The 16,697-nt window shown below is 52.5% G+C and carries 18 protein-coding genes and 1 riboswitch; of the genes, 8 read left to right on the top strand and 10 right to left on the bottom strand.

The features are described from left to right. Complete coding sequence (locus tag DI44_RS13795) at nt 1-1,464, bottom strand: protein adenylyltransferase SelO (RefSeq protein ID WP_176202396.1); 1,464 nt, start codon at nt 1,462-1,464, stop codon at nt 1-3. A gap of 186 nt (nt 1,465-1,650) precedes the next feature. Here DI44_RS13795 and DI44_RS13800 point away from each other — a divergent pair, with 186 nt between their 5' ends. Further along, nucleotides 1,651-2,052 (top strand): hypothetical protein, encoded by a 402-nt coding sequence (locus tag DI44_RS13800; protein ID WP_033024710.1) that lies wholly within the window; start codon nt 1,651-1,653, stop codon nt 2,050-2,052. A 230-nt stretch (nt 2,053-2,282) separates the two neighbouring features. Here the strand turns inward: DI44_RS13800 and DI44_RS13805 are convergent, their stop codons facing one another. The 5 genes from DI44_RS13805 to DI44_RS13825 form a co-directional block, all read right to left on the bottom strand. Further along, a complete protein-coding gene (locus DI44_RS13805) occupies nt 2,283-2,642 on the bottom strand; it encodes a hypothetical protein (RefSeq protein WP_033024709.1) in 360 nt (119 codons plus the stop codon). A gap of 522 nt (nt 2,643-3,164) precedes the next feature. Further along, nucleotides 3,165-4,568: a 23S rRNA (uracil(1939)-C(5))-methyltransferase RlmD gene (gene rlmD, locus DI44_RS13810; protein WP_033024708.1), complete on the bottom strand. Its 1,404-nt coding sequence runs from the start codon at nt 4,566-4,568 to the stop codon at nt 3,165-3,167. Next, complete coding sequence (locus DI44_RS13815; protein WP_033024707.1) at nt 4,565-5,431, bottom strand: DNA-3-methyladenine glycosylase; 867 nt, start codon at nt 5,429-5,431, stop codon at nt 4,565-4,567. Before DI44_RS13815 ends, rlmD begins: the two co-directional genes overlap by 4 nt. Nucleotides 5,432-5,609: 178 nt before the next feature. Then, nucleotides 5,610-6,401, bottom strand: a complete 792-nt coding sequence (gene pdaA / locus DI44_RS13820; RefSeq protein ID WP_033024706.1) for a delta-lactam-biosynthetic de-N-acetylase — start codon at nt 6,399-6,401, stop codon at nt 5,610-5,612. A gap of 180 nt (nt 6,402-6,581) precedes the next feature. After that, nucleotides 6,582-8,129: a fumarate hydratase gene (locus DI44_RS13825; protein ID WP_033024705.1), complete on the bottom strand. Its 1,548-nt coding sequence runs from the start codon at nt 8,127-8,129 to the stop codon at nt 6,582-6,584. Nucleotides 8,130-8,359: 230 nt separating this feature from the next. Between DI44_RS13825 and yfkAB the strand changes: the two genes are divergently transcribed. Continuing rightward, entirely contained in the window at nt 8,360-9,484 is a 1,125-nt protein-coding gene (gene yfkAB, locus DI44_RS13830; protein WP_033024704.1) for a radical SAM/CxCxxxxC motif protein YfkAB, read from the top strand. Nucleotides 9,485-9,513: 29 nt separating this feature from the next. On the opposite strand, the gene DI44_RS13835 is transcribed toward yfkAB, so the two are convergent. Both DI44_RS13835 and cax read right to left on the bottom strand, forming a co-directional pair. After that, the gene (locus tag DI44_RS13835; RefSeq protein ID WP_033024703.1) at nt 9,514-10,302 is read right to left on the bottom strand and encodes a YfkD famly protein; all 789 of its coding nucleotides are present in this window, start codon (nt 10,300-10,302) and stop codon (nt 9,514-9,516) included. A gap of 155 nt (nt 10,303-10,457) precedes the next feature. Beyond that, nucleotides 10,458-11,510 carry a calcium/proton exchanger gene (cax, locus tag DI44_RS13840; RefSeq protein WP_033024702.1) on the bottom strand — a complete coding sequence of 351 codons (1,053 nt, stop codon included), beginning with the start codon at nt 11,508-11,510 and terminating at the stop codon, nt 10,458-10,460. 146 nt (nt 11,511-11,656) lie between these two features. Here cax and DI44_RS13845 point away from each other — a divergent pair, with 146 nt between their 5' ends. Then, nucleotides 11,657-12,790 carry an MFS transporter gene (locus DI44_RS13845; protein ID WP_033024701.1) on the top strand — a complete coding sequence of 378 codons (1,134 nt, stop codon included), beginning with the start codon at nt 11,657-11,659 and terminating at the stop codon, nt 12,788-12,790. 125 nt (nt 12,791-12,915) lie between these two features. After that, nucleotides 12,916-13,062, top strand: a complete 147-nt coding sequence (locus tag DI44_RS0116905) for a BH0509 family protein (RefSeq protein WP_011229925.1) — start codon at nt 12,916-12,918, stop codon at nt 13,060-13,062. Between the two features lie 333 nt (nt 13,063-13,395). Here DI44_RS0116905 and DI44_RS13850 read toward each other — a convergent pair whose 3' ends face one another. After that, complete coding sequence (locus DI44_RS13850) at nt 13,396-14,229, bottom strand: YihY/virulence factor BrkB family protein (protein ID WP_033024700.1); 834 nt, start codon at nt 14,227-14,229, stop codon at nt 13,396-13,398. 51 nt (nt 14,230-14,280) lie between these two features. Next, nucleotides 14,281-14,769, bottom strand: a complete 489-nt coding sequence (locus DI44_RS13855; protein WP_033024743.1) for a low molecular weight protein-tyrosine-phosphatase — start codon at nt 14,767-14,769, stop codon at nt 14,281-14,283. 352 nt (nt 14,770-15,121) lie between these two features. Here DI44_RS13855 and DI44_RS13860 point away from each other — a divergent pair, with 352 nt between their 5' ends. From DI44_RS13860 to DI44_RS18585, 4 genes are all read left to right on the top strand, one after another. Beyond that, nucleotides 15,122-15,346 carry a DUF1128 domain-containing protein gene (locus DI44_RS13860; RefSeq protein ID WP_011229922.1) on the top strand — a complete coding sequence of 75 codons (225 nt, stop codon included), beginning with the start codon at nt 15,122-15,124 and terminating at the stop codon, nt 15,344-15,346. Between the two features lie 129 nt (nt 15,347-15,475). Then, a riboswitch (SAM riboswitch) is annotated at nt 15,476-15,580 on the top strand. Between the two features lie 125 nt (nt 15,581-15,705). After that, nucleotides 15,706-16,413: a phosphoadenylyl-sulfate reductase gene (locus DI44_RS13865; RefSeq protein WP_033024699.1), complete on the top strand. Its 708-nt coding sequence runs from the start codon at nt 15,706-15,708 to the stop codon at nt 16,411-16,413. A gap of 15 nt (nt 16,414-16,428) precedes the next feature. Beyond that, the gene (locus DI44_RS13870) at nt 16,429-16,557 is read left to right on the top strand and encodes a phosphate transporter (RefSeq protein ID WP_033024698.1); all 129 of its coding nucleotides are present in this window, start codon (nt 16,429-16,431) and stop codon (nt 16,555-16,557) included. Next, on the top strand, nt 16,517-16,684 hold the full coding sequence (locus DI44_RS18585; RefSeq protein ID WP_239691195.1) for a hypothetical protein: 168 nt from the start codon (nt 16,517-16,519) through the stop codon (nt 16,682-16,684). Before DI44_RS13870 ends, DI44_RS18585 begins: the two co-directional genes overlap by 41 nt. The last annotated feature ends 13 nt before the right edge of the window (nt 16,685-16,697 follow it).

The following is a 16,697-nucleotide window of genomic DNA, read 5'->3' as shown; positions in this document are numbered from 1 at the left end:
TCACGTCCCGCAAAACGTCCGGTACGGGCGGTCAGACGGTGGCGGCAGCTCGGCGTATTTCTCTTGCTCCGGCGAGTAGGCGTACGGGTCGGCCAACGCTTCAAGGAAACGCTCCATCACGCTGTAATCGCCGCAGTTGACCGCAGCAGCAAGCGCCTCTTCGACCCGATGGTTGCGTGGGATCACAGCCGGATTATGGCGGCGCATCCGCTCATACGCTTCTTTCTTTGACACCGGTTCGTGGCTGAGCCTTGTTTGCCAGCGCTCGTGCCACTCGCGGAACTCAGAGGAATCAAACAGCGCCATCCCCGTATACTCACCTAACGTCAACGCCCGGAACGTGTTCGTATAGTCAGCGCGGTGCACCTCCATCAGCCGCAATAAATCCGCAATAAGCTCCTGATCCCCCTCCTGCTCTTCGGCAAAGCCAAGTTTCGCTCTCATCCCGTCAAGCCAATGGCGGTGGTACCGCTTCGGATATTGGTCAAGCGCCCCTTGGGCAAGCGCGATCGCTTTTTCTTCATTCTCATCAAGCAGCGGCAACAAGCTTTCCGCAAACCTTGCCAAATTCCAGCCCCCGATGTACGGCTGGTTTCCGTACGCATACCGCCCTTCCGTATCAATCGAACTGAACACCGTCGCCAGGCTATACGTGTCCATAAACGCGCACGGCCCATAGTCGATCGTTTCCCCGCTGATCGTCATATTGTCGGTGTTCATCACCCCGTGGACAAAGCCGACAAGCTGCCATTTCGCGATCAATTCCGCTTGGCGTTCGATCACTTGTTCAAGCAAAAACAAATAGCGGTTTTCGGCCTCCTCAAAGCCAGGAAAATGGCGCCAGAGCGCATAATCGGCCAGAGCGCGCAACTCCTCTATCGTCCCCCATTGCGCCGCGTATTGAAACGTCCCGACGCGCAGATGGCTCGAGGCGACGCGGGTTAAAATCGCCCCAGGCAGCTCGGTTTCGCGCATAATGGTCTCTCCCGTTGTGACGACCGCAAGACTTCGCGTTGTCGGGATGCCAAGCGCGTGCATCGCCTCGCTCACAATGTACTCCCTCAGCATCGGCCCAAGCGCCGCCCGCCCATCGCCGCCGCGCGAATACGGCGTCCGGCCCGATCCTTTCAGCTGGATGTCCACCCGCTCGCCGCTTGGGGTGACGTGCTCGCCAAGCAACACCGCCCGTCCGTCGCCAAGCATCGTAAAATAACCGAACTGATGCCCTGCATACGCCTGCGCCAGCGGCTCAGCTCCGTCTGGAATTTGGTTTCCAGCGAACACAGCCACCCCATCTTCACTTCGCAACGCTTCCTCATTCAACCCAAGCTTGACAGCCAACGAACGATTGAACACCGCAAGCTTCGGCGCGCGCACCGGCGTGGGGAGGACTTCGCTGAAAAAGCGCTCCGGCAGCCTTGCATAACTGTTGTCGAACTTCCATCCTGCATCCAATATCGTCATCTCCTTTGCGGCCAAAACAGCCTTTTTATATGAGTTTATTGTACAGCAAAGCGGGCGACATGATAAACCGAAAACGCGCGATCCTAAACCAAAAACGAACCGTCAACGTTCGACGAAAACCACCATATTTTCTCTTTCTTTCTCGCCCCGTTTCTTTGTATAATACTTGTGAGGAGGTGAGAAAAAGTGGAAGAGAAAACAATCATTCAAGCGGTGCTTCAAGCGCTCGAACAGCATTCTGACAAAATTAGCTCGAAAATGCAGGAAATGGAGCAACGACTGCACCATGAAATGCAAGAGATGGGACAACAGCTCCGCAACGAGATGCAAGAAATGGGACAACAACTCCGCAGCGAGATGCAAGAAATGGGGCAACAGCTCCGGGCAGAAATCCGCGCTGTTGAGACCCGGCTTGAGGCCAAAATCGACTCCCTTCGTGAGGAAATGCAACAGATGAACAGACAACTGAACGAACGAATCGATCACCTTGAAGAAGAACTAGCAGACACTCAAGCCTCGGTCGAAGTGTTGACAACAAAAGTGCTCCACCACGACCGAAAACTTCGCCAACTGACCAAGCAAGCGTAACCCCTCTCAGTTAGCCAGCCATTTTCCCTGTCCACCGCACGTCAAAAACCGCTTCCGTTTCATCTTCCATGTTCATCTTGATGAAACGGAGCGGTTTTGGTGTTCACAGAACACCTACTCCCTATCAAAAAATGAATCGCGTTCGACATAGCACACTCTCAATGCATAGCGCTTGTACCAATCCGTTGAGAGAACACACTCATCATCGATTCGCTCCTTTTCCATTGATTTCATGAATAATGCTTTTGCAGCTCAGCCCACTGTTTTTCAAAGTTGACAAACGGGTCGTCTGCTTCTGGAACGGCGCGCTCGTCTTTCACCCCATTCCATTTTTTATACACGACATACAACACATACGCCGCGACAAGCGCGATGAGCGCCGGCACATTCGAAGCGCTGACAACTAACGCTGCACAGCCAATCAATGCCCACACGATTTTCCCGAACGTCGATGGGGCTTTCAAGTATTTCTTGAACGCATAGTACAATACCGCCAGCGTGATCGCTAGCCCGACAAGCGGCCCAAGATGAAACAGCAAAACAAGCGCAGCAATGGCTCCGGCGAGCAGCATCCCGATTTTTTTTCCCATCCTTTTTGCCTCCTTTCGTCTTCCATCGTACCGCAGACAACCTGCTTTCCTTCATGTTCTGTAGATATATTTTGTCTACGACTGGAGGCGTATTTTTGACCAAGATATCATGACCCAGCTTCCCTTGTGCTAAATCAGAAGCGACCAGCGTTCTATTTTTTCAATAAAAAATCCCTTCTAACGGCGAGCCCCTGTTAGAAGGGATTCTTATTTAGTAATGGGCTAGGCAAACGTTTCACTTGATGAGTACGATCGTCCTCTCTCAACAACCCCAACTTTATTTCGATTCCTGAAAAAAGGAAGAACGGATGATTTCTCCCGCTTCTTCCCTTTTATTTGTTCCCCATTCCTATTCGATTTTCCTTGATATTTCAATGATTTCACTGCTTTTTCTCTCCCACTTCTTTTCCCATAAGGAGCGGGGGATGGCCGATGTTTTTTTCCAGTAAAAATCATCCAAAGTTCAACTTTATTTTTCTTCATGAACGAGTATTTTCTGAGTGGAACGAGTTTATTTTGGGTTTACACACTCAGCCACAACTTCGCCACCGCTTCCACATGCGCCGTGTGCGGAAACATGTCCACCGGTTGGATGTAATCGACGCGGTATTGTGCGGCCAAGGCATCGAGATCGCGGGCGAGGCTGGACGGGTTGCATGAGACGTAGACGACCGTTTTCGGGCGGACGCGGAGAATCGTTTCAAGCAGCGCCCGGTCGCAGCCGACGCGGGGCGGGTCGACGATGATGACGTCCGGCTTCCAGCCTTCTTTCACCCATTTTGGCAGCCAATATTCGGCTTTGCCGACGACATAGTGCGTGTTGGTGAAACCATGCTTTTTGGCGTTGTTTTGTGCGTCTTCGATCGCTTCCGGAATCGTGTCCATGCCGCGCACTTCTTTGGCATCGCGAGCAAGCCACAAACCGATCGTGCCGACGCCGCAGTAAGCGTCAACGATCCGCTCCGTTCCGGTGAGGGCGGCCGCTTTTTTCACTTCGTCGTACAATTTCACCGTCTGCAACGGGTTGAGCTGGAAAAAGGCGCGCGCCGACAGTTCAAACGACAAATCGCCGAGCGTTTCTTGAATGTATTCGTCGCCGGCGAGCACTTCTGTCTCGTCGCCGAAAATGAGCGATGTTTTTTCGCCATTGATGTTTTGCACGATCGATTTCACTTCTGGAAGACGGCGGCGGATTTCCTCGATCAACAGCTCTTTGCGCGGAATGTCTTTTGTCGCCGTCACAAGCACAAGCTGAATGTCGCCCGTATGGAAGCCGGCGCGGACGACGATCGTCCGCACGACGCCCGTTCTTGTCCGCTCGTTGTAAATCGGGATGCGCAAGTCTTGCAAAATCGTTTTCACGATGTTCGTGACGCGCGTCGTTTGCGGATGCTGGATGCGGCATTCCGATAGATCGATGAGCCGGTGGGAGTTGATGCCGTACAGCCCGGCGAGCACCTTCCCTTCCTTCATTCCAACTTGAAACTGGCTTTTGTTTCGGTAATGCCACGGGTTGTCCATGCCGATCGTCGGGCGGATGTCAAGCTTGTCGACATCGAGGCGCCGAGCATGGCGGCGGAGCGCCTGGATGACAATGTCGCGCTTCGCCTCGAGCTGCGCCTCGTACGCCAAGTGCTGCAACTGGCAGCCGCCGCACTGGTCATAGAGCGGGCATGGCGGCTTGATGCGGTTTGGCGAGCGCTTGCGGATCCGTTTGATTTTCGCCTCGGCGTAGGTTGGGTGGATGTCCGTCGCTTCGACGACAACTTCCTCGCCCGGCAACGCGCCGGGGACGAAGACGACTTGTTTTTGAAAATAGCCGACCCCTTCGCCGTTAATGCCGATCCTCTGAATGGTCAGGGGAAATTGCTCGCCTTTTTTGATTTTGATGTTTGTTTGTTGCTTTGCCATATCGGTCCCTCTCATTCAATGCTTCGCCATAAATAAAGCGCCGCATAGCTGGCGTACGGCTTCCATCGTTCGCCAAGCGCCGCCATCTCTTTGACAGTCGGCCGCTTTTGCAGCCCGAACCATTTTTCGACCGCCCGCTGCAAGCCGATATCCGCCGGCGGGAAGACGTTTGGGCGGCCGAGGCCGAAGAGGAGGAAATTTTGCACCGTCCACGGACCAATGCCGCGCACGGCGGTCAGCCTCTCCATCACCTCGCCATCTTCCATCTGCCCGAGTTCGTCAAGCCGCAGCTCCCCCTCGGCAATGAGGCGCGACACATCGACGATATATTCGGCTTTCCGCCCGCTCAGCTGCAAGGCGCGCAAGTCATCGTACGAACGGGCGGCCACCTCTTCCGGGCGCGGGTAAAACCAAACGCCGTCCCGCTCCTCACCGAACGTTTTCACAAACCGTTCCGTCAGCCGATAGCCGACTTTTAAATGCAGCTGCTGGTGGATCAAACATTTCATTAGGCAAAAATACAAGTCAAAATCGAGCACAAGCGGCAGCCCCTCATACTCGGCAAACAGCGGCGCCAGCTCGGTCGCGCGAAAATGATCATACACCGGAGCGAGCGGCGTCCGCCATTGAAATAAATGAGAGACGCGCTCGATGATGTCTTCCTGCCGCTCCGGATGCGGTGCGGAGACGACAAAGCGAGGATCATCTTTTGTGCCGATGCTTTCAATCACGACCGGCACCTTTAAACCATCGAGATGAAGCGGCACGGTGATGCGCCGCTGCTTCAAATCAACTGACAGGAGCGGATCCAGCGCAAGCCGTTCAAGCGCGTGGGCGAAATCATACGGCGCCGGCACGGTGATCGTTCGTTTCCACATCGTTCTCACCTTTCTCATTTGTCCGTGCCCCTATTATAACGAAAAACGCCCCGTCGAACCAACTTGTTGGCAGGACGAGGCAGCGGCATATGGTTCGGTTGACAGAACGAGGCGGGTTTTCGAATGGTCCAACACACAACGTTTCGTACCGCTTTTGTGCTCAAGTGATGAAAGCGGCTTATGGGCGAAACAGCCACGGATGAAGGCCGGTCTTTTTAGCCATAAGGTCATCAAGGCTGGCGAACGTGTACCCTTGTTTGCGTAAATCGTCGATCACTTTCGGCAGCGCTTCGGCATTGTCTTTGGACACGGAATGCAACAGCAAAATCGCCCCCGGATGGATTTGTTTCATGATTTGGTCGTAAGCATATTGCCAGCCGCGCTGGCGGTCGGTTTGCCAGTCGACGAACGCAAGCGACCAAAAGACGTGATAATAGCCAAGGTCGCGGGCGAGAGATAACGTCCGTTCGCTGAAAATGCCGCGCGGCGGGCGAAGGTACATCATTCCTTTTTGTCCAGTCAGCTCTTTTGTCTTTTCCCTTACCTTTTCCAGCTCTTCCCGCAGCCGTTCATCGCTCACCACCGTCAAATCGGGATGGTGCCATGAATGGTTGCCGATGATGTGCCCTTCCGCTGCCATCCGCTTGACTAAATCGGGGGCCGTTTGCAAATAATGACCAGTGACAAAAAAGGCGGCTGGCACATGTTTTTCCTTTAACACGTCCAAAATTTGCGCCGTATAGCCGTTTTCATACCCGTTGTCAAATGTTAAATAGATCGTTTTTTTACTCGTGTCGCCTAAATAAAAGGCGTCATATTTGGCGAGCAGCTCATCGAGCTTTTTTCCCGCCGATGGGGGTTCGTGATTTTCGCTTCGCTTAAATCCCCAATGGATCGGCGCATTGCTTATGGCAAAAGCAGGGGCGGGAAAAAGCGCGAGCGCTAAAACGAGAGAAATGAGCCATCTCATGCCTAGTTCCTCCTTAGCCGCCATCTTTTCCTCTTTCTTATTGTTTTCACCCCTGACCGCTTTACGCGCGCCATTTTTTGCAAAAAAAAGCCCCAAAAGCGAGCGCTTTGGGGACAGAGAAGAAAACGGGATCAGCTTGTGAATACCAATAGCCATGTGCTTGAAATTCAGCTCTCCCTCTTACTTGAACACCGGCTCTTTGAACTGGGCCAGCTTTTCAAGCGACGATTTTTCCACATCTTCATGCAAGCTGTTGCCGTGCGAATCCATCGTGACAACAGCAGTGAAGTTTTCGACGCGCAAATGCCACATCGCTTCGGGGATGCCAAACTCCAGCAAATCAACGCCTTCCACGGATTTGATGCAATCGGCGTAATATTGCGCTGCGCCGCCGATGGCGTTTAGGTACACGCCGCCGTGTTCTTTTAACGCTTGCAGCGTCTTCGCGCCCATGCCGCCTTTGCCGATGACAGCACGGACGCCGAATTTTTTCATGATGTCGCCTTGGTACGGCTCTTCACGGATGCTTGTCGTCGGGCCGGCTGCTTTGGCGTGCCAGCGGCCTTCTTCATCTTTTAACATGACCGGACCGCAATGATAAATGATTTGCCCGTTCAAGTCGACCGGCGCGTCATGGTCCATCAAATATTTATGAATGGCATCGCGGCCGGTGTAAATGACGCCGCTGATGCGGACGACGTCGCCGACGCGAAGCTGGCGCACTTGTTCTTCCGACAGCGGCGGAACAAGGTCGATGACGCGTGTGTCGCCTTGTTCAAGCGCCGCGGCTGCTTCCGCTTTTTCCAACTCTTTTGCAAAATCGACGTCTTCGCCGTCTTGGTACAGCCATTCGATGATCTCACCAGTCGCCGGATCGATTTTCACGCCCATGCGCCGGAACGCCCAGCAGTTGTAGGCGACCGAAACGAAGAAGCTCGCCGGGATGCGGTGCATAACGCCGATTTTACAGCCAAGCAGCGTCGATTCGCCGCCAAACCCCATCGTGCCGATGCCAAGTTTGTTGGCGTTTTCCATAATGTATTCTTCGAGTTGGCGCAATTCTTCAATCGGATTGACATCATCGACCGGACGGAACAGCTGCTCTTTCGCCAACTCATAGCCAGACGAGCGGTCGCCGCCGATGCCGACGCCGATAAAGCCGGCGCTGCACCCTTGCCCTTGCGCTTGGTACACCGCGTGCAAAATGCATTTGCGGATGCCGTCCAAATCGCGGCCGGCGCGGCCGAGCCCTTCGAGTTCGCACGGCAGGCTGTACTGAATGTTTTTGTTTTCACAGCCGCCGCCTTTTAAAATGAGGCGAACGTCAATGTAATCGTTTTCCCATTGTTCAAATTTGATGACCGGCACACCTTCTCCCAAGTTGTCGCCGCTGTTTTTGCCGGTGAGCGAATCGACCGAGTTCGGGCGCAGTTTGCCGTTTTTCGTCGCTTCGGCAATGGCGGCCCGAATCGCTTTTTTCATTTCGATTTGGTTGACGCCGACCGGCACTTTGATTTTAAACGTCGGCAAGCCGGTGTCTTGGCAAATGGGAGACACGTTTTCATCCGCCATCTGAATGTTCTCGACGATCGTATTGAGCGCCATGGCCGCCCGCGTGCCAGCGTTTTCGCGCACTTTCGCCCGAGCGATCGCTCGACGGACATCCTTTGGCAGCTTCGTAGATGTTTCCACAATCAAGTCATACATGCTTTGCTGGAATTTTTCCATTTGTGCAAACGCCCCTTCCCCTGTTTATCGTCCAGATGCGGTTGTCCCATCTTTTTCTATTATACTCCGTTTTCCAGCGTTGTGTAAAAAATCTTTCTTTTTGACCTCATCATGGTTTTATTCTCATCATACGAATAGGGTAGATGCAAAGCAGCTAAAACGATTGACAAGCGTTGCTAAGGCGGCTAATAATGAACCATAGGACTTTGTCATGGAGAGAGGAGAAAGCGATGCGTTCATCCACCATGCCAGCCATTACGCCGGCGTATGACCCTTGGGAAGCGTACGTCGATATTGAAGAATATGGAAAACTACAACTAACGAATATTGAGTTTACCACAACGACGCTTTGCAATATGCGCTGCGAGCATTGTGCTGTTGGCTATACGTTGACAATGAAAGATCCCGAGGCGCTGCCGCTTGACATGTTGCTCCGCCGGCTCGAGGAAATTCCGCATTTGCGGTCATTAAGCATCACCGGCGGCGAGCCGATGCTGTCATTAAAATCCGTCGAACAATACGTCGTTCCCCTTCTCCGCTACGCGCACGAGCGCGGGGTGCGGACGCAGCTTAATTCGAACTTGACGTTGGATTTGTCTCGCTATGAACCAGTCATTCCGTATTTGGATGTGCTCCATATCTCGCACAACTGGGGGACGGTCGACGACTTTGTCGAAGGTGGTTTTGCCATGATGGAGCGGAAGCCGACGCGCACCCAACGCGAGAAATACTTCCAGCGCATGCTTGACAATGCAAAAGCGCTGGCAAATGCCGGCGTGATGGTATCCGCGGAAACGATGTTAAACAAACGGACCGTCCGCCATTTGGAAACAATCCACCGCCAAGTTGTCGAGGAAATGGGCTGCCGGCGCCATGAAATCCATCCGATGTATCCGAGCGATTTTGCCAGCGCTTTAGAGACATTGAGCTTGGACGAATTGCGCGAAGCGATTCACCATTTGCTTGACATTCGCGACGAAAACGTCTGGATGCTGTTTGGCACGCTGCCGTTTTACCCGTGCAGCGACAACGAAGAAGATGTGCGCCTATTGAAGCGGCTGTATGAAAGCAAAAACGTCACCGTGCGCAACGATCCGGACGGACGTTCACGGCTCAATGTCAATATTTTCACCGGCGATGTCATCGTCACCGATTTCGGTGATGAACCGCCGCTTGGCAACATCATTCACGATTCGCTGCCAGACGTGTATGACAAATGGCGGCGCTCAAAGCTTGCTAGGGAGCTTCTTTGCCACTGCCCGTCGGCACGCTGCCTCGGACCGAACGTCCTTGTGAAGCAGACGTATTACCGCGGCGTCGATTTTACGAAGCGGTCCGCGCGCATTGGCCGATAAAAAACGTCAAGGAGCTTTTCCTTGACGTTTTATCTTGGCTGTTCACTCACCACATACGACATGTACAGGCGATCCTGCACCGGAATCCACGCCCCAACCCCTCTTGTCGTCACGTTTTTGACGACAATTTTCTTTTTGTTTCCTTTGAGCACGACGTACACTTCCCCGTATGTTACTTTCCCTTTTTCATTCACCGCCGGAGCGTACGCGTACAAATAACCTATTTTTTTCGCCGGTACGTTGTACGGTTGGTCTTTTTTCGTGCCAAGGCCGACGACCGTGCTGAAAGAGAGCGGCAAGTTCGTCTTTTCCATCGCTTTGTTTAACATCATCCGCTTAACCGCGTCTTCATTCGGCACTTTCACCGTCAACCCGCCGCGGACGTATTTTTGCATTTCTTGTTTATAGTACAACTTTTGCGCCGTATCGCCGCCGCGGTTATCAAGGAAATTCGTGTTGACCTTTTGATATTCCCAGTTCGTCGACGTTTCGATCGACTGATAATTGAGCGGCCATTGGCCTAAATAAATCGTCGCCCTGAAGCCAACGGCCCATGGCGTGTCGGTCGCCGAAGATTCATTAAAGAGATGGATCAATTCGGGATTCTCAATTTTCACATTCGCCGATCTTAACAGCTGTTTTGTAAACGAGCTTGGTTCCAAATGCGGCAAATCTTGCGTCGGGTTCGGATACGTATTTTCTTTCGATATATCAATCACCGCACCGGGCGCCGGTTTGCCGGCAGCCGCCAGCGCCGAAAACGCCGCCGCATAAAGAAGAAGCACGCTCACGAACAGCGAAACAGCCCACTTTTTCATCGTCTTCACTCCTTTCTTCCCACGTTATTCACTGTTAGTTTCTTTCAAAATGCGCCGTTTATCCGCGGCGGCGAAAATTTTCCCCGTTTGGCGCTCCATTTCCCGCGCCCGCAAAAAAAAAAACACCCGGACGGCGAACGCCCGGATGCAGTCACTTACAGCAAGTAAAAACCGATGCCCATGATCGTATAGGCAGCGAGCAACGTCGCCCCTTCAAACCAGTTCGTATCACCATCATTTGACAGCACGATCATCAAAAGCACGGAAGCAGCCATCGCCACCAGCTCAGGAAGTGAAAAGACAAGCGGCATTTTTTCCGGAAACAAAAGCGAAACGAGCACAAGCACCGGCGCAACGAACATGGCGATTTGCAATGTCGAGCCGACGGCAATTTCCACCGCGACATTCATTTTGTTTTTGTACGCCATAATAACCGCGGAAGCGTGCTCCGCCGCATTGCCGACGATGGCCACGATGATGATCCCGATAAACAGCTCGCTCCAGCCGAATGACTCGGCGACCGTTTCAAACGTGTGAACGAGCCGTTCCGATAAATAGGCGACCGCAACCGTCGCCAGCGCCAAAATGGCGGTCGCTTTCCCTTTGCCCCATTCGGGCTCTTCATCTTCTTCCACTTCTTCTGATTTATGCTGATATACGCCGCGATGGGTGACAAGCCGGAAATAAAGGGCGGCGGCGTAAAGCAAGATCATGATGATCGAAATGCCAACGCTCAACGCAACTTGTTCGCTGTGATTCATATGCATGGTAAACACTTCCGGAATGACAAAGGCGATGAAGATGGCAAAAGTCAGCAGCCCGGCATTATGACGAGCATCATAAATGTTGAATTCTTGCCGCTTATATTTTAGTCCGCCGACAAAAAACGATAGCCCAGCCACCAAAAGCAAGTTCCCGAGCACCGAACCGGTTAAGGAAGCGAGCACGACGTCAACGAGTCCAGCCTGCAAGGCAAAAATGGAAATGATCAGCTCGACCGCGTTGCCAAACGTCGCGTTCAACAGCCCGCCAATGCGCGGTCCGGCGACGATCGCCAAGCTTTCCGTCGCTCGCCCCATATAGCTGGCGAGCGCAATGATCGTCAAACAGTACAGCACAAACATCAAGACAGTCGGCCAATGAAGAAACCCGCCGATGACCGACACCGGCACGCCGATCCATGTCATCCAAGCAAACACCTTGTTCATTTCTCTTCCACCTTTCCTCTTGATTGTTTTCGTTGCATTGACCGCCGTTTCTATGTACGATGGATAAGGGCATTCATTCGCCCTGGGAAACATCCGGCCTCGCTTGTTTGATCGGCCGGCGATTTCAACTGAAATGGGGATGCACGATGCGTTTTGCCATCTTAACCGGGATTGTCGCCGTCTCTGGTCTGTCGCAAGGGATGTTGCTGCCGCTTTTGGCGATGCTTCTTGATGAAAACGGCGTCTCTTCGTCCGTTAACGGGGCGCACGCCGCCGCCCTGTATATCGGCGTCTTGGCCATTTCGCCATTTTTGGAACGGCCGCTGAGACGCTATGGCTATCGGCTCCTCATTCTCCTTGGTGGTTTCATTGTAATATGTTCGCTTATTCTTTTTCCACTTTTTCCTTCACTTTTCTTTTGGCTTGTTCTTCGCTTTGCCATCGGCATCGGCGATCATATGCTTCATTTTGCGACACAAACGTGGATTACTGACTTTTCGCCGCCGGCTGAGCGCGGACGGCGATTGTCGCTGTATGGATGGGCGTTCGGCCTCGGCTTCACCATCGGCCCGCTGTTAGCTTCACTCGCTTCGGTCGAGAAGGCGCTTCCGTTTTATTTAGCCGCTCTCCTTAGTTTCGCCGGTTGGATCGGCGTCTTTTGGCTGCCGAACGAAAAACCAAAGCCGCTTGAACGTTCTTCGTCGACGGCCGGTCGGTTTATTGGCGCTTGGAAACAGGCGTGGCCAGCGCTTTTGTTGCCGTTTACCTACGGTTTTTTGGAAGCGGCCGTTCATTCCATCTTTCCGTTGTACGCCTTGCGCGAGGGGATGAGCGCAGAACAAATCGCCTTCATTTTGCCTTGTTTCTCATTCGGCGGCATCATCTTTCAGCTTCCGCTCGGAGCGCTCAGCGATCGGTTCGGGCGGCGCGAGATCATCACCGGTGCACTCTTGGCCGGCGCCGGTTGTTTTTTGATTGCCCTCACTGTCGGTGCGTCCACGGTTGGGTTGGCTGCCTGTTTGTTCACCGCTGGCATGTTTACCGGCTCGCTCTTCTCGCTCGGCATCGCCTATATGACCGACCTGTTGCCGAAAGAGCTGCTTCCCGCCGGCAATCTGTTGTGCGGGATGCTATACAGTCTCGGCAGCATGACAGGCCCGCCGCTTTCCGGCAGCGTGGTTGATCTCTCTGCTCACGCCTTTTTCCTTGCGGTCAGCGCTGTCCTCCTCGTTCCGGCCATTTGCCTCGTCAGCCGCCGGGAACAGGAAACAGCAGCTTGACCGTTTTCTTGTTTTTTATTTTTTATTTTTTTCAAAAAAATCGTTGACCATTTTGTTCTTTCTGTTATATAATAAGATCAAGATATCAAGTTTCTGTTTTAAAACAGTATAAAGGAGTGGCGATCATGAGCAGAACGGAACGGAAAAATATGATTGAGTTTATCGAAAAAGTGCGGGGATTGTCGCGCGAGGAACTCGCCTATATGACCGATGCAGAAATTGAATACATTTATGAGCGCTATTACCACCATCACGAAGAAATCGTTGAATAAAGCGGCGGCGGCTCGATGTGCCTGCGTTTGCATGAAAGAAGGTGTCCCCAAAGGGGAGGGACACCTTTTTTGATTGCCGTATATACGCATTAAAACAACTGCCGGAACACGATATGTTGTGCTATGTTGAACGAAGAACCACCTTTTGAGACAGTTTCTTTCAATGATAGCCGTTTTGGCCGTTGGCGCTGCCACTCGTCTTATGCTTTGGTCTGTTTTTTCCTTTTTGCTTCGTGCCCCCGTCTTTTTTCGTATGTTTCGTCACCTTGATCCCCCCTATGCCAAGATCCCCTGCATTGTTACGATATCCCGTCTCGGCACCGTTTATGCATGCTAACGCTGCCATCTTTTCCCTTCGCGCTCACAGTCAAACATGGCGTTGAGTTCCCCCCCTAAGACAAGAATCATGCCGGACAAATAAAACCAAACCATCAACACGATCATCCCGCCAAGGCTGCCATACATCGCCGTGTAGTTGGCAAAGTTGTTGACATAATACGCGAACGCCAGCGACGTCGCAATCCAGCCGGCAGTGGCAAACAGCGCGCCGCGCACGACGTTGACGCAGCGAAGCTGTTTGTTCGGCGCGAAATAATAAAGGGCAGTAAAGACGGCAAACAGTAACAGCGAGCTCGTCACCCAGCGGAACGCATTCCAAACATCCAAAAACTGTTGCGACAACCCGAGAGCAGAGAACAAAAACAGTCCGATCATCCGCCCGAAGACCGGAAGCACGAGGGCGACAACAATAACGACGATCATGCCGAGCGTCAACACGACCGACAAGCTGCGGGCCACCCAAAATGGGCGGTCTTCCTCCACATCATAGGCACGGTTGAACGCCCGCATAATGGCGCTCATGCCGTTGGAGGCCGACCAGATGGCGCCGATGATGCTTAACGACAGCAACTCCCCGTTTTGCTCGTCCATGAGGCGGCGAACGTTCGCCTCAATCAGGTGAAGCGCCTCTTTCGGCGCATATTGTCGCACAACTTCGAGAACATCTTCGTGCGGAATCGGCAAATACGCTAATAGCGTCATTAAAAACAGCAAAAACGGAAAGAGCGACAGAAGAAAGTAATACGCCAATTCCGCCGACAAGCGCGGGATTTCATCTTCCGTAAAACGGCGGGCCAACTCACGGATGAACGCCAAATTTACGACCATCGGCCGCCCTCCTTCCCCGTTTTTCCCAAGACAGGTGCACCGCCCTCAAAGTCATTTTGTTTCCTCCGCACCAAGCCGATGGTCGCGGATGATCCTCTCAAGCAAATACTCGCACCCCGAGCGGACGAGGCGATACACTTCGGCAAAATTCCCGGTATAATACGGATCAGGCACATCGTCTTTTTCCCGGTCGGGAACAAAGTCAAGCAACCGGGCGAGCACCGCTTTCGAACGGGAGCCAGCCAATCGGCGCAAATCGTTCAAGTTGGCTGCGTCCATGGCGATGATGTAATCAAATTCTTCCAAGTCACGGTGGTTCACTTGCCGGGCGCGGATGCCGGAGTAGTCGATCTTGTTTTCAGTCAAAACCCTTCTTGTCCCCACATGCGGCGGCTCACCGACATGCCAGCTGCCTGTTCCCGCCGAATCAACGACAATCAGCCCGTCAAGCCCCCGCTCTTTCACCAAATGGCGGAAGACCGCTTCCGCCATCGGCGATCGGCAAATGTTTCCAAGACAAACAAACAGCACTTTAATCATCCAAACAGCCACCCCTCTCGCTATGTCCACGGTGCTTTCCACCGTTAGTTTTCCTTCTTTCCTTTTCATCTAGCCCCTTTTTGGCCCTAGAAGGAAGGTCGGTGATGTAACGAAAAAACACTCCAGGGGGGAGCTTTCGCGAATGGATCAACAACTCTTCCGCGCGTTCACGACAACCATTTTGAAGAAAACGCGGTGTTTCACCAACCTTCTACACTGGCACTATGCATGTGCACCTACATTTTACCACATCATCCGTTTTTCATCAGAAAAGCAAGCCATGCAATCTCTCCCCATTCTTCCTGCACCTATGGTACAATACATAGTAACTTGCCATGAAAGGAGCAAACCAATGGATTTATCAAAACGGTCGGCGGAAAACGTCGCCTACATGATCGAACAGCTGAAGCAAAAGTTGAAAGTGCTGAACTTGGATGCCATCAAGCCGTCCCATTTTTCCGAGGAATGGTACGATGAATTGAGAGACATTTACGAGATGGTGATGAAACGCGAGACGTTCAGCCCAAGCGAAATGCAGGCGATTGTCGAAGAGCTCGGAAGCCTGCGCAAAAAATAACGTTCCCATCTGCTGCTAGGCAGGCAATGCAGCTGTTTCGCATAAAAACAATTCCTATCGAAAAACTATGATTGACATTATCGTCAATTGTGCTAAAATTTTAATCAATTAAATGACATGCGTTGCATACGTTGCTCGGGAGTGAGGGAGGAATTGGCTCAATGAACTCCGACAACCTGCCACCTATAGCAAAGTGCCAATTCCAGCTAAAGAAGATCTTTAGTAAAATAAGGGGCGCCCTTTCTCCCGCTCTTTCTGGTTAATGCAAGGAAGGATTTTTGCCGCCGAATTGCCGTTTGGCCGCTATATATCCGACTAATTATGTGGATTTTCTTTGATTTTATGAGGAGGAGAAACCGATGCTCACGTATGATCAGTGGGAAACGGCGGAAAAACCGTCTTTTCCGTTCGATAATGAAACAAAAGGGGCTCTTGACGTCCTCGCTTGGGCGTATCGCGAATACGGCGATGAGATCGTATACGCGTGCAGCTTCGGTGTTGAGGGGATCGTGCTTATTGATCTCATCTCCCAAGTCAAGCCGGATGCGGAAATCGTATTTTTGGACACTGGTCTGCATTTCCGGGAGACGTATGATACGATCGCAAAAGTGAAAGAGAAATATCCGGCGCTTCGCATCGTGATGAAACAGCCGCGCCTAACGTTAGAAGAACAAAAGGCGCAATTTGGCGACGAGCTTTGGAAACGCGACCCGAACAAATGCTGTGAGCTGCGCAAAGTCATTCCGCTGCGCGAGGTGCTGACCGGGGTGACGGCGTGGATTTCCGGCTTGCGCCGCGAACAATCGCCGACGCGGCGGCATGTCGAGTACATCAACAAAGACGACAAATTCCGTTCTATTAAAGTTTGTCCGCTCATTCACTGGACGTGGAAGGATGTATGGAATTACGTGTATCAACACAACCTTCCGTACAATGTACTTCATGACCACGGCTACCCGAGCATCGGCTGCGCCCCGTGCACGACGCCGGCTACAGATCCGAACGACTTGCGCTCCGGGCGCTGGGCCGGCCAAGGGAAGACGGAATGCGGTCTTCATCTCGCTTAAGGAGAGAAAAACGATATGCTCCTTGCCATTGCTTTGATCGCATCCTTTTTCTTCGCCATGAACATCGAGGCGAGCGGCGCGGCGGCCTCGATGGGCGTCGCTGATGAATCGGACGCCATTCCGATTCGTCAAGCTGCTGTTTGACAGCGACGTCTATACGGTCATCGCCATCTTGAGCGTCTGCTTGGCGACGCTTGGCGTCATCAGCTTAAAAAAACGGTCGCCGAAGAAGAACGTTCGCTTCACGAACATGGCGGCGGCATTTAATTAACATCTATCAATCT

It is taken from the genome of Geobacillus sp. CAMR5420 (assembly GCF_000691465.1).
Lineage (GTDB): Bacteria > Bacillota > Bacilli > Bacillales > Anoxybacillaceae > Geobacillus > Geobacillus thermoleovorans.
Note: the sequence above shows the minus strand (reverse complement) of the source record. Positions and strands in the feature narration are given on the sequence as shown.